The sequence below is a fragment of the Butyrivibrio sp. AD3002 genome (assembly GCF_000420905.1).
Lineage (GTDB): Bacteria > Bacillota > Clostridia > Lachnospirales > Lachnospiraceae > Butyrivibrio.
In genome coordinates, this window is sequence record NZ_ATVV01000001.1 from 431,313 (window position 1) to 444,994 (window position 13,682).

A 13,682-nucleotide genomic window follows, 5' to 3' on the forward strand; every position below is an offset into this window, starting at 1 on the left:
CAGTGGTCCTTCTTCGAAAGTTATAAACTGCGGAGTCTCTCTATTGCATCCCCGTTAAGAACAGTATCAAAGTTCTCATCCATATGACAGATTATACTGTCCTTCGTGGTTACAAATTTGCCGAACTCGTAGCACACAGAGAAAACTGCAGCAAATGTTTTTGCATTTTCATCCTTTCGGTCAAATACCATATAAAACATATTATCGGAAGGATTTCTGTACAATGTACTGCCCATGACAACATCATCGGGAATCTGCTTACTTAGTAAAATAGCTGTCCTCAAATCCTTAATTGAAAAGGCAAAAGTCTTAAAGCCGATCTTCTCAAGTTCTTCAGATACCCTTTTTTCGTCTCTGTTTTCTATTCTGGTCTGTCGTACAGATCCTCTCTTTACCGGTATACTGTCATCCTCTTTATCATTCATATCAGATGAAGTCTTCTCTACCATATTCTTAACTGAATTGGTGAAATCCTTAAGACTCTGAAGATATTCACTCAATTTGGGAATTCTGTCTTCCTCCGGAACATCACCGAGTTCCTCCAGGAAATTCTTAGGAAATCTCAGTCCTGCTTTTTCAGTTAAATTCTTAAGCATATCCGCAAAAGCTCCCTCCGTATTCTCGGAAAGAGTAAGCGATATTGAATGGTCCGGAAGGACGGTTATCTGCATGGGTGTAAAAGCTCCCTGGGGCTTGTAATCAACCTCAGCAGCTGCTTTCTCCATAACTTCGTGTAAGAAATCCATAGCCTCCTGGCTCTTATCAAAAAGATCCTCGAGACGAAGTCCCTGCTCGTCCATATCATCTTCTGTAATTATGCAGTTAACAGTGTCCTTATTAACTCTTGTAAATTTCATATTAAACTCCAAATATGTCAAAAGCCACTTTCAAATCACAACATATAGTGCATTATATCACAGTATATTCAAATTACAAAGCAATTTACGCTTTATGTTCTATCAGCATATTCTCGGAAGTCCCTCACCATACAGTGGTCCGATAAGTCTTGTTCCTCCGATTGATGTATGAAGTATTACACCTGAATTATCGGCTTTTTTGACCTCTCCGATAATAGTTGCATTTTCACCATATTTTGATGACTTTATGATAGAAAGTGCCTTATCCGCGTCGTCACCTGAAACCACGCAGATCATCTTCCCTTCGTTTCCCATATAAACCGGGTCAAGTCCGAGCATTTTACAAAAATCCCTGACTTCTCCACTAACAGGCAGTTTATCCTGATATATATTTATCTCACAATCTGAAGCCTTCGAAAACTCATGTAAAACAGTACCGAGACCACCTCTTGTCACATCTCTCATGGCATGTACTTTTACATTCTCATCTATAAGTGAGCGGCACATCTCGGAAAGAGGTGCATTATCGGACTTAATATTATTTTTTATATTCATTCTGCCCGATAGAATTGCTGCATGGTGGTCACCGAGATTACCGGATACTATGATTACATCGCCCTCTTTAAGTCCTGAAGGTGAAAGTGAAACACCCTCGGGCATAAAACCGACGCCTGATGTATTTATCATTATTCCGCCAAAATCTCCTCGCTTTTCCACAACTTTTGTATCGCCTGTTATTATGGTGACACCTGCTTCTTTCGCTGTAGCTGCCATGGATTCGATTATCTTATCAAGATCATCCAGATCCATTCCTTCCTCAAGGATACATCCACAGGTAAGATACTTGGGAACAGCACCGCTCATAAGCAAATCATTAACGGTGCCGCATACGGATAGTCTTCCGATGTCTCCGCCCGGGAAGAAATACGGGGTTACAACAAAACTGTCTGTAGTAACCGCCAGTCTCCCGCTTCCGGGAACAACTGCGGAATCCTCCATCTGATCAAGATATTCATTCTTAAAATGTTTGGCAAATATGTTTTCTATCAGTTCAGTTGTTGAAGCACCGCCGCTTCCATGTGCCATTGTAACTTTCATCTATATTTATTCCTTATCTCTTCTTTCTGCCTGAAATATAATAATTGTAACAACTTCCCTCCGTGGAGACCATGCATGCACCATGAGCATCCTCGGGCGTACATTTATTACCAAATAAAGGGCATTCATCGGGAGATATTTCCCCGGTCAGTACCCGTGCACAGCTGCATCCCGGCGGCATATGATCCTCATCAAGACCATAGCTTCCGGCATCATACTCGCTATATTCCTTTTTCAGTCTCATACCGGATCCGGGAATCATTCCCATTCCGCGCCATGAAGCGTCACAGGGTTCAAAAAATTCGCTGACTGCTTTTCTTGCTTCCTCATTTCCTTTTTCCGTGACAGCACTCTTATATACATTCTTTATTCCGCTTTCGCCCTTCATTCCGCAAAGAGCATATACAGCAGCCAAGAGTCCCTGGCCGTTAAAACCTGCAACAACAAACGGAAGCCCTGTCTCCTCTGAAAGTTCTTTAAACAGGTCCGAACCTGTAATTACACTTACATGTCCAGGCGCAAGAAATCCGTCTATATTATCAGTATTTTTGCAAACCCATCTTATCACCTGGGGCATAGTCTTAAGGGATGTCAGGAGCTTTAAATTATGAACATCCTGCGAGATAATCTCTTTTAATACCATAGCGTAAACGGGGGTTGTAGTCTCAAACCCGATAGCTGCAAAAACATAATTCCTGTCAGGGTTATTCTTTGCCATTTTCACAGCATCCATCGGAGAATAGAGCATCTCGACGCTGCCACCGTTTGCCCTTGCATCGGCAAGGCTCATCTTTGAGCCTTTTACCCTTAAAAGATCCCCAAAAGTAAGCACTGTAGTATTGTCAGTGAGTGCCAGCTCTGTAAGCCTGTCAATTACTGCTGTGACAGTAACACATACCGGACATCCGGGACCTGATATCAGATGGATTTTGGGCGATATCATCCCCGGTATACCATTTTCAGAAATAGCCGCAGTGTGAGTTCCGCAAACTTCCATAAAACGGAGCTCTTCGCCGTCATAATTTTTTAGTTTTTCCTTTATAAGCTCTAATTTATTCATAAATTAAATCTGAATATCCTCTATTTCCCGGAAAAGTTCTTCTATCTCATCTGCTTCTTCATCGCTCATTGTCTGAATTATGCAGCCTGCATGTACCAGAACTCTGTCTCCGATTTTCACCTTTACAAGTCCTGCCTCTGCCTCAACCGTGTTGCCCGAAAAATCCACAGTTGCCTTTGTTCCGTTAAGCTGCGTAATACGACCGGGTATTGCTACGCACATAATTATTCCTTTCAAATATCATAAATACTAATTTGATTTTTCCTTTAAGTCTGCCAGATATATCTGACCTGCGCTTATTCCCTGATCATTTGTAGGAAAAACGCGGTTATAGTATACCACAAAACCATCATTTACAAGTAATCTTTCACATAATGACAAAAGAACCCTATTGGTAAAAACTCCGCCAGAAAGGCATATGCTGTTAAGTCCTGTCCTTTCTCTGAGTTTCAGACATACTCTTAAAGTTATTTGCGCTATCACATTGTGAAAGGCATATGCGAGCATGCCGATATCCTTTCTATTGTCATTATCAGTCAGATACCCAAGGAGCTTTTGCATATCAGGAATGTATTCTTCATTATCATAATTAATCCTGATCAGATCTGAAATCGGAAGCTCTTTGACAATCTCATCGGATTTCCGGGATTTCAAATAATCCTCAGCCTTATTCTGAAGCTTTATAGCACACTCACCCTCATAGGAATTGTAATTACATACCCCGAGAATACAGCTTACAGCATCAAACAGCCGCCCCATTCCTGAGCTTTTGTGTACATTTATATTATTTTGAAGCGCTGCCTTCAGTAATCCTTTTTCCGACTCATTCAGAATATGGTCAGGTATATCTATACCTGAATCATACAGATAGCAAAATGCAGATATTTCCGCATTTTTCATAGCCTCATCACTACCTGCAATTCTCACACTCTTAAAATGTCCTGCCCTCTCAAAATCTCCGCTCCTGCAGATAAGAAATTCGCTGCCCCAAATAGTATTATCAGTTCCGTAGCCTGTACCATCAAATGCTACACCAATGCACTCTGTAAGTGCATTTTCCGCCATGACAGAACCAATATGAGCGTGATGATGCTGAATCTTCAGACGTTCCCCACCAGCCTCATCTGCAAGAGCAGATGAATGATATCCCGGATGCATATCTGAAATGACAATTTTCTTTTCAGTACTTAAATTGTCAGTTCTAAAAAACTTCTCGAATTCCGCCAGTTCATATCTTTGAAGCTTTAGTACACTATAGTCTTCCATATCTCCCAAAAACTGACTCTGGATAATTCTATCCCCAAAGCCTATAGCAAAGGAATTCTTAAGATCCGCTCCATAAGCCTCATACAGTATTTTTTCCTTAAGCGGCTTTTCCAAAAACATCGGGAGCGGCACATATCCTCTGGCGCGCCTTATGAACCTTGGACATTCATAGTCGTCTTCTGTTCGATAAATCTGTAAAACTGAATCATCAAGCGGTCTCAAAATATCTCGCTCATAATAGAGTATCCCGTCAATGCTATCCCCGAATTTATCAGCAAAAACCGTATCATCTGTTATCATCGGTTCCCCGGAAATATTGCCACTTGTCACGATAAGTTCGGAAAGTTCAAGAGTAAGTAATCTGTGAACCCCTGATGAAGGTAAAAATCCACCTATCTGCCTTGAATCTCCACATACATTTTCCGCAAAAGGATCCTCTTTTTTATCCAAAAGAACTATAGGTCTTGCCGAAGATTCCAAATACTTCTTTTCAAGTTCCGAAATAAAACAGAACTGCTCTATTTTCCGAACCGAATCAAACATAACTGCAAATGGCTTTTGTTCTCTTCCCTTAAGCAGACGCAGTCTTTTTACCGTATCGTAATTATATGGACTTGCGGCAAGTTGATATCCGCCTATTCCTTTTATCCCTATAATGCCGCCATCTCTAATAACCCGTATCGCCTGTGACAAAGCATCTTCTTTTTCGAAGAAATCACCATCATTTCCGCTCCTGAAAACGATTTGAGGGCCGCAGTCATGACAGGATATGGTCTGGGCATGTCTTCTTCTCCCACTTCTGTATTCCTTTTCACAAACCAGGCACATTGAAAAGACGCCCATTGTGGTCGTCTCTCTGTCATAGGGAAGTTCTTTTAATATACTGAATCTTGGTCCGCAGGAAGCACAGCTTATGAGCGGATACCGATGCCTTCTGTCTTTTTTATCAAGAAGTTCTTTCATACATTCCGGACATATACCTATGTCCGGCGGAAATACAGGCAAATAATTTTTATCAAATTCTCCGCTGCTCTCTACAATACGAAAACCGGAATGGTCACTTTGACCTTCCGGTTCGTTACATTTATAATAATCGAGTGATACTCGCAAAACAATACTTCCCGAGGGCGAATTAGTCCTAAGTTCATCTGTAAATGAGCTAATCTTATCACCATCACCCTCAGCAGTTATTTCCACTATACCACCAAGATTCTTCACTTCTCCTCTGAGCTCATATTTATTTGCAAGCTCTGCTACAAACGGTCTGTAACCAACGCCTTGGACAGCCCCTGTAACACGGATAAGTGCTTTCATTTTTATTCGTCCTTTTTCTCTGCTGCAGCTGCCTTTGCTGCCGCTGCGGCTGCCGCACGTTCCTTGGCTGCCTTCATAAGTGCTTCCTGAGCTGCAATAGCCTTTTCTGACTGTTTAAAGGTCTTGGTAACCTTTTCGGTTCCGGGCTCTGTAAAGTGAGTGTCCATAGAAAGACATTTCTTAGGACAGTTATCAACACAGCATCTGCACTGAATACAACTCATAGGTCTGATTGACCAGGTCTTCTCAGTTTTATCAACAGTTATCGCATGTGTCGGACACTTTATGGAACAAAGACCGCAAAGTACGCACACGTCCATGTCGTTTTGTACATGACCGCGAGTACGCTCAGGATATACCTTTGGCTCGAAAGGATATTTACGAGTCGCAGGTTTTGAGAACAGATTTTTTAATACTGTACCGTTAAAATTTATTAGACTCAAATCTCTCTACCTTCTTTCTAAATAAGCGTTAGCGTTCTGTACAACTGATACAAGGATCAATGGTAAGTACGAGAATCGGAACATCTGCGAAATCACATCCTGCCAGAATATCAACAAGTGCAGGAATATTAGCAAATGTGGGAGTTCTAACTCTCATACGATCGATAAACTTTGTACCGTTCGCTTTTACATAGTAAAGAGCTTCACCTCTTGGCTGCTCAATTCTTGCCATGTACTCACCGTTAGGCAATTGATTAGGTTTAACCTGTAAATCAACCTCACCTGCAGGCATCTTATCGATACACTGTCTCATAATATCAATTGACTGATAGAGCTCTTTGATACGCACTTCTGTACGAGCATAAGAATCGCAATCTGTGCTGATGATAGGCTCAAACTCAATCTTATCATATGCGCAATAGCCTGTTGATCTGATATCTCTTGCAATACCACTTGCACGAAGGAAAGGACCTGCTGTACCAAGAAGATCTGCCTTCTCGGGAGTAAGGATACCAACACCTACAAGTCTGTTCTTAACAGCAACATCATCGAAGAAAGGCTTGCTAACCATCTTAAGGCCTTCTTCAATACTATCAAGTCTCTGTCTGAAATCCTTGAGCATATCGTCCGGAATGTCGCGTCGAAGTCCGCCAATCTTCATTATGGAGAAGATAACTCGACCACCGGTTGCCATCTCAAACATATCAAGAATCTCTTCACGGATTCTCCAGCACTCCATGTATAATGACTCAAAACCAAATGCATCTGCAAGAAGTCCAAGCCAAAGCATATGTGAATGCATTCTGCTAAGTTCTGAAAGCATTGTTCTAAGGAACTTCGCTCTGTCAGGCACTTCAAGGTCCATAATGTGCTCGACAGCATCACAATAGCCAAGTCCATGACCAAGTGAGCAGATACCGCAGATACGCTCTGCTACATATACCATTTCATGAAAATCTTTTTTATCTACAAGCTTTTCCAGACCACGATGGATGAAACCAATGGAAGGAATAGCCTGGACAACCTTCTCATCCTCAAGTACCAGATCAAGATGTATGGGCTCCGGCAATACAGGATGCTGAGGTCCGAAAGGAATTACACTTCTAGTTGACATAGAATCTCCTCTTTCTATTTACGTTATTTACACAAACTAATCACAAGGAAGTTACTTAAATGGAGTTTCTATAGCTGTTCTATAGAAATTACCCTTGTAGTCAAGACTGATCATCTGAATATCTATTCCGAACAGGTCATGCATCTCGTTTTCATAAAGAAAAGCACAGGGAAAAACATGACTGATACTGTTTATGGGCTGATTATTCTCAAGGATTATCTTGACCTGTAATACCTCAAGTGCCTTGCCAAAGCTGTATACAAGTTCATAGCCTTCAGCGGTCTTTGTCGCACACTGCTGCATAAGATGGTAACCATCAAACTTCAGCTTCTGCGCCTCGTCGATGACTTCCTCCGCCTTAACAATCTTAAATTCTGTATTCATCAGGCGTTTCCTCCTTCATCCTTTTTAGGCGCAGCCGTTTCAGTTGCAGGTGCTGCGGGTGCAGCTGCCTTCGCAGGAGCTGCAGCAGTGGGCGCTGCCGGCTTAGGTGCAGGCTTAGCTGTCTGTGCCATCTTGGCCTCTGCCTGCTCTCTTAATGCCTCTTCTGTCAAAACTGCATCATACTGCGTAGCCGGATCATAATCCTCAGCCTTCATACGAACTGCAATCTTACTGTAATCAACTGTGCAGTAACCCTGCTTCATTGATTCCTTAACCTTAACTCTCTTTTCCTCAAGGATTGCAAGTGCCTTAACCACACCATCAATAAGTGCCTCAGGTCTTACTGCACATCCGGGAACATATACATCAACAGGAACTACCTTATCGGAACCTCCGAGAATGTTATAGCACTCCTTGAAGATACCACCGTCACAGGAACAAATTCCGCAGGCAATAACTACCTTGGGATCCGGCATCTGGTTATAAAGCTGTCTTACAACGGGTGCTGTCTGAGCATTTATACCGCCTGTAAGAAGCAGAATATCAGCATGCTTGGGATTTCCTGTATTTATAATTCCGAATCTTTCAACGTCATAAAGTGGAGTCATCGTTGCAAGAACCTCAATATCACATCCGTTGCAACTGGATCCATCATAATGTAACACCCAGGGTGATTTTGAAATTTTCATAGTTTCTCCTTTTACTTAATTACACTTAAGATAAGCAAGTTTGTTCCGGCTGTTACAAGAATTACTACCCAGCTGGAAATAAGCATCGCCATGTATTTAACACGGGGGAATATGTTATCTATCAGTGTCTCCATGAGATAGAATATTATGCATGCAATAACAGCCCAAACGATACTGATAGGATTGTTGTAAATAAAGAACATTGCAACGATACCCATCATAAGGACTTCATCATACCATTCCGCTATCTCATAGAAAGCAAGGTTCGTACCTGAAATATCAGAGGTAAGACCCTTAACCATCTCCTGGTGTGCGTGATGAGAGGTACTCATGTCAAAAGGAGATTTTCTAAACTTGATTGTAAGTATAAACAAAAATCCGATGAGCATTCCGGGAATCTTAATGATTGCAGGGTTTGCAGCATGAATAAGATCATTTACCATAAAGCTTCCGTTTGCTTCATAAAAACCAATGGCAACCAAAAGAATCATGGGCTCATAACACATCATCTGCAAAAGCTCACGGTTTGCTCCAAGCGCACTGTAAGGACCGTTTGTTGAATATGCAGCAAGAACCATCATAACCTCTGACATTGACAGAGCGAAGAATACCAGCAGCATATCACCGCCACCAAAGAAAAGTGCACCTGTAAAAATAGTAAATATTGTATAAGCAATCACAAAGAGAACCTGAATACTGTTAACAACAGTGGTCTGCTTTGCAAGAAGCTTATAAACATCATAAAACGGCTGGAAAAGCGGAGGTCCCTGTCTTCTCTGCATTCTGGCTGATACGACACGGTCAACACCTTCCATGAGTCCACCCAGGATGGGTGCGAGTAAAATATAAAGAACAACCTTAATCACTGTCATAATCATCAGAAAGCACCTCCGCAAACTATAATCAGCATTACGATTACGATTATTGCAGAAATCACAATACTGGGAACAAGAAGCTTATCCTCTCCGAAGTATTCTGTCATATACCAGTTTGACATATACAGAGGTCTTGCCTTTCCGAAAGAGTCAATATAATTACGGTCATCACCGGCATTAACACCGGCAACATAGGACATAGTCATCTTACTCTTCTTACCAATGGCAAGTATTCTGCTTCCTATAGGAATAGCAAATATCATGGCTACCATGATCATCATTATGATGACATCGGAACCACCGATAACATTTGGAATATTTTTGTGGAATGCCTCATTAAGTACGGGCTGAACCATGATGTCAGACATCTTCGGGAAAGCGAAGCACATGATAATGATCATCATAGTAAGCGGTACAAGTGAAATCATCTCACTCTTGGGAGTAATATCCTCGAGCTCATAAGACTGATGAATAACAGTACAAATCTTTCCAAGCCACTTAGCCCAATAGAACAATGTTGAACCTGAACCAAATACAAGGAAAAGGACAAGCCATACAGAGTTTGAATCAACGAATGATTTAAGAGCAGCCCACTTTGAAACTAGCATTCCGAAAGGAGCCATAAACATTCCGCAAATTCCGATGATCATTATGAATGCAAGCTTAGGAAGCTTGATAATAAGACCATGCATATCCTCAATGTCACGGCTGTGCATGCAGTTCTCGATATCGCCGACTGTCTGGAACAGAAGTGACTTTGATACAGCGTGGAAAAGAATAAGCATTGTAGCTGCCCATACACCCTCTGTAGTACCTGTACCAGCACAGGCTGTAATAAGTCCGAGGTTTGAAATTGTTGAATAAGCAAGTACCTTTTTACCATCACTTACAGTGATAGCAAGAAGTGATGCTGCAAAGAATGTGAATCCACCGATAACAGTGATCATTACACCTGTGAAGGTTCCGTTAAGCATGGGTGAAAGTCTGATGAGCATATATACACCAATCTTAACCATGGTAGCTGAGTGAAGAAGTGCACTACTGGGAGTAGGCGCAACCATCGCTCCAAGGAGCCATCTTGAGAACGGGAACTGTGCACTCTTTGTAAGAGCAGCAAATGCAATAAGTGTTACAGGCACCATTACAAACATATTCTGTCTCGGAACAAGTGCTGTAAGCTGACTTAAGTTTGAAATACCAAGAACAAGATTGCAGACAAGAAGAGCCGCTCCAAATCCGCATCCGCCAAGAAGGTTCATCCAAAGTGCTCTGAAGCTGTTGTTTACAGCTTCCTCGGTTCTTGTATAGCCGATGAGAAGGAATGAACAAACACTTGTGATTTCCCAGAAGAAATAGATCCATCCGAGATTATCGGACACAATGAGCCCGAACATGGCACCTACGAAAACAAACAAAAGTGCCAGGAAATAATTGGATCTGTCCTCTACCTCAGTATGGTGGTTATGATAGTCCTTCATATAACCAACTGCGTAGATACAGATCAGGATACCCACAATACCAACAATAAGTATCATAACTGCTGAGAGGAAATCCACTCTTAAGTGAGGCGCTCCCTCTACCGCATAACCTGATAAATCCATCGCAAGTACCGGAATTGTACCCACCATGGACAAAAGTATAGCATAATACTTCTTATACTTAATACTCAGGAAAACAACTATTGCCATGAGAAGAAGCTCTCCTCCCATGATAATATGATCATGTGGAGCAGTCGCAGTCAGATATGTATTGCGAGTAGTTCCCTTCATGGAAAGAACCCTTATGCCTACCATTATAGCGGTAGCCATAACACTGAATCCTCCTACAATTGCAACAAAATTGCGCAGTAGTGATGAATTCTTAATGCAGAACATAAGAACTGCAATTACAAATGGAAAAAGAATCAGGAAACTTACTGCTTTTAGAATTGAAATAGTCAAAGATTCTCCACCCCTTTCAGGATAATAATATTATGCAAATCCCTTGCAAAAGACCGCAAAAGTTGCCTTAAATATACTACCACAAAACACTAAGTTTTTCATAAAAAATTGTTATAAAAAAAACAAATAATTTATAAAAATTTTATCGAACTTTCGAAATGATCAAATATAGCAATCTGTAAAGTTCTTTAGCATCATTTTCGGAAAGCTTTACGCAGTTTCCTATTTTTCCAGGGATATCTTTAGCCTGATTCTTTATCGACTCTCCTTCAGGTGTAATAGATACTAGAAGATTACGCTCATCTGTCTTGGATCTGGTCCTTTTTATATATCCTTTACTCTCAAGTTTTTTCAAAACAGGCGTAAGAGTACCGGAGTCAAGGTATAAGCATTCCCCAAGGCTCTTTACATTCATCTCCTTTTTATCCCACAGTACCATCATCGTGATGTACTGAGTATATGTCAGATCCAGTTCATCCAGATAAGGCTTATAAGCCCTTATTATCTCCTTAGAACAAGCATAAAGCGGAAAACAAAGCTGATTCTCAAGCTTTAATTGATCAAAGTTTTCTTTACTCATTTTTCCCTCCAAATAACAACAAATTAAATTGCGAGCAATTATACTGCTATCTTATAATAGCACATTGCCAGTCAAAATCAATATTTTTAATAAAAATATAATCAAAATTTAAATGATTGATTCCAAAATAAAAGGATGCTGACCGCATCCTCATATTTTTTATTCTTTCACCTGATGCTTAATATTCTTAATCGGTATATTCGCATATAGGGCAGGAACGCATTTCTTTTCATCGCCTGTCCCTTCTGTATCCATCTGTGTAAACTTAATATCAAGGCCTTCTTTATCCACTTCAACATATTTTGAAAGCACTTCGATTATATCATTTTTAATTCGATCCATTATTTCAGGTGAACAGTTCTGCCTGTCAGAAACCAGAACAAGTTTAAGGCGATCCCTGGCTGCCTGACCGGAAGTTTTTTTCTTAAAAACATCTGTCAGATTCATGACATATCCCCCTATCACCTATGGAAAACGCTGGCTATAGCTGCGAACAATCCCTTTCTCTCATCAAGATCAAGGAACGGAACAGAATCACCAAGTATCCTTCGGCATATATTCATATATGCCTGTCCCGCAAGTGTGCTGTCACCTGCAAGCGGTTCTCCGTTATTGGTTGCAATAACTATATTCTCATCGTCCGGTACGACGCCAAGAAGATCAATAGCAAGGATATCCACAACGTCATCGGCGCTCATCATATCGCCTCTTCTAACCATCTCCGGTCTTATTCTATTGACAACAAGCTGAGTCTGTCCTATCTCATTAGCTTCCAGAAGACCAATTATTCTATCTGCATCTCGTACAGCAGAAACCTCAGGAGTAGTAACAACAATAGCTCTTTCTGCACCTGCTATAGCATTCTTAAAGCCCTGCTCTATACCGGCAGGACAATCCATAATAACATAATCAAATTCCTGTTTCAGTTCCTCACAAAGCATCTTCATCTGATCAGGTGTCACGCTGGTCTTATCCTTGGTTTGTGCCGCCGGCAAAAGAAATAGAGTATCAAATCTCTTATCTCTTATCATCGCCTGCTTCACCTTACAACTCCCCTCAACAACATCGACAAGATTATACACGATTCGATTTTCAAGCCCCATGACAACGTCAAGGTTTCTTAGCCCAATATCGGTATCAATCAGCACAACCTTCTTGTTAAGCTTTGCAAGCGCTGTACCAATATTTGCAGTAGTTGTTGTTTTTCCAACACCGCCTTTGCCGGAAGTTACGACTATTACTTCTCCCATACAACCCTCCATAGAAAATTTATATAAAACGATTATCTCTCAAAAATGCTGCGCCGTAAACATCTTTTACAATATGTCCGTTTAAAATATATGCCACCTCAGTTTTTTTGTCAGTCTGACCTTTCATAAAACTTTTCATTTTCAGCCTGGGGCCCTCATCTGAATCCGGAGAAATAGCAATCTTATCGGCAATTCTGACCTGCAGTGGATCAAGCTCCAACGCCATTATAAAAGCACTCTCATCGCCTGTGCTTCCTGCATGTGCGCTGCCTCTAAGAGCCCCCATAACAAAAATATTGCCCTCCGAACTTACTGATGCTCCGGGTTTAACATCCCCCAGAATTACTACACTTTTGCAAAAAGAAAGGTCCTGGCCGGATCTCAGATTGCCCGTATGTATATCTGCCTGTTTTTTTATAATATCCGGATCAATCCCTAACTGTTCTTCATCCGGTTTACTATCCTCTTCCTGTTGTACAATTACAGGTTGTTTTACATAGCTTGCAAAAATTCTGTCGGTGTCCGGATCATCTCTGATAACACAGCACACATCTATATCGCAATTATTGGAAATAGTATCAAGAATTTCATTCTCTTCTTTGTCGCAAAGAGTCCTGCCTCTTATTATCATCCCCATAGAGGCTTTTCCCAGAAAGGATTTTGATTCACGGAACTTGTCAGCAATCTCTTTAACAAGAATCTCAAATGACTCCTTGGGATCCAGTTCAAGGATAATTCCTTTTCCCGTACCTTTAAGATTAACTGCCCCCATCTATAACTCCTCCCAAACAAACTTTTTCGATATTATTCAA

Annotated in this window: 15 protein-coding genes; all 15 read right to left on the bottom strand. The window is 41.1% G+C overall.

The genetic code is table 11. From position 1 onward, the window contains the following. Window positions 1–20: 20 nt before the first annotated feature. Window positions 21–857 (bottom strand): adaptor protein MecA, encoded by an 837-nt coding sequence (locus G596_RS0101815; RefSeq protein ID WP_022760121.1) that lies wholly within the window; start codon window positions 855–857, stop codon window positions 21–23. Window positions 858–959: 102 nt separating this feature from the next. Continuing rightward, complete coding sequence (gene hypE / locus G596_RS0101820; RefSeq protein ID WP_022760122.1) at window positions 960–1,955, bottom strand: hydrogenase expression/formation protein HypE; 996 nt, start codon at window positions 1,953–1,955, stop codon at window positions 960–962. Window positions 1,956–1,968: 13 nt separating this feature from the next. Continuing rightward, complete coding sequence (gene hypD, locus G596_RS0101825; protein WP_022760123.1) at window positions 1,969–3,015, bottom strand: hydrogenase formation protein HypD; 1,047 nt, start codon at window positions 3,013–3,015, stop codon at window positions 1,969–1,971. A 3-nt stretch (window positions 3,016–3,018) separates the two neighbouring features. Next, the gene (locus tag G596_RS0101830) at window positions 3,019–3,252 is read right to left on the bottom strand and encodes a HypC/HybG/HupF family hydrogenase formation chaperone (protein WP_242829157.1); all 234 of its coding nucleotides are present in this window, start codon (window positions 3,250–3,252) and stop codon (window positions 3,019–3,021) included. 12 nt (window positions 3,253–3,264) lie between these two features. Continuing rightward, the gene (gene hypF, locus G596_RS0101835) at window positions 3,265–5,595 is read right to left on the bottom strand and encodes a carbamoyltransferase HypF (RefSeq protein ID WP_022760125.1); all 2,331 of its coding nucleotides are present in this window, start codon (window positions 5,593–5,595) and stop codon (window positions 3,265–3,267) included. A 2-nt stretch (window positions 5,596–5,597) separates the two neighbouring features. Then, a complete protein-coding gene (locus G596_RS0101840; RefSeq protein WP_022760126.1) occupies window positions 5,598–6,038 on the bottom strand; it encodes a 4Fe-4S dicluster domain-containing protein in 441 nt (146 codons plus the stop codon). A gap of 28 nt (window positions 6,039–6,066) precedes the next feature. Continuing rightward, entirely contained in the window at window positions 6,067–7,152 is a 1,086-nt protein-coding gene (locus tag G596_RS0101845; protein ID WP_022760127.1) for a hydrogenase large subunit, read from the bottom strand. Between the two features lie 51 nt (window positions 7,153–7,203). Continuing rightward, a complete protein-coding gene (locus tag G596_RS0101850) occupies window positions 7,204–7,536 on the bottom strand; it encodes an NADH-quinone oxidoreductase subunit C (protein WP_022760128.1) in 333 nt (110 codons plus the stop codon). Then, window positions 7,536–8,225, bottom strand: a complete 690-nt coding sequence (locus G596_RS25830; RefSeq protein WP_022760129.1) for an NADH-quinone oxidoreductase subunit B family protein — start codon at window positions 8,223–8,225, stop codon at window positions 7,536–7,538. Before G596_RS25830 ends, G596_RS0101850 begins: the two co-directional genes overlap by 1 nt. Window positions 8,226–8,236: 11 nt before the next feature. After that, window positions 8,237–9,103, bottom strand: coding sequence for a respiratory chain complex I subunit 1 family protein (locus G596_RS0101860; RefSeq protein ID WP_022760130.1), 867 nt, complete (start codon window positions 9,101–9,103; stop codon window positions 8,237–8,239). Beyond that, a complete protein-coding gene (locus G596_RS0101865) occupies window positions 9,103–11,040 on the bottom strand; it encodes an NADH-quinone oxidoreductase subunit 5 family protein (protein ID WP_022760131.1) in 1,938 nt (645 codons plus the stop codon). The genes G596_RS0101860 and G596_RS0101865 overlap by 1 nt, the downstream gene beginning before the upstream one ends. A gap of 142 nt (window positions 11,041–11,182) precedes the next feature. Further along, window positions 11,183–11,620 (bottom strand): MarR family winged helix-turn-helix transcriptional regulator, encoded by a 438-nt coding sequence (locus G596_RS0101870; RefSeq protein ID WP_026497409.1) that lies wholly within the window; start codon window positions 11,618–11,620, stop codon window positions 11,183–11,185. A 159-nt stretch (window positions 11,621–11,779) separates the two neighbouring features. Further along, entirely contained in the window at window positions 11,780–12,067 is a 288-nt protein-coding gene (gene minE, locus G596_RS0101875) for a cell division topological specificity factor MinE (RefSeq protein WP_022760133.1), read from the bottom strand. A 14-nt stretch (window positions 12,068–12,081) separates the two neighbouring features. After that, window positions 12,082–12,870, bottom strand: coding sequence for a septum site-determining protein MinD (gene minD / locus G596_RS0101880; RefSeq protein WP_022760134.1), 789 nt, complete (start codon window positions 12,868–12,870; stop codon window positions 12,082–12,084). Window positions 12,871–12,889: 19 nt separating this feature from the next. Beyond that, window positions 12,890–13,642 (bottom strand): septum site-determining protein MinC, encoded by a 753-nt coding sequence (locus G596_RS20530; protein ID WP_022760135.1) that lies wholly within the window; start codon window positions 13,640–13,642, stop codon window positions 12,890–12,892. Window positions 13,643–13,682: the final 40 nt, after the last annotated feature.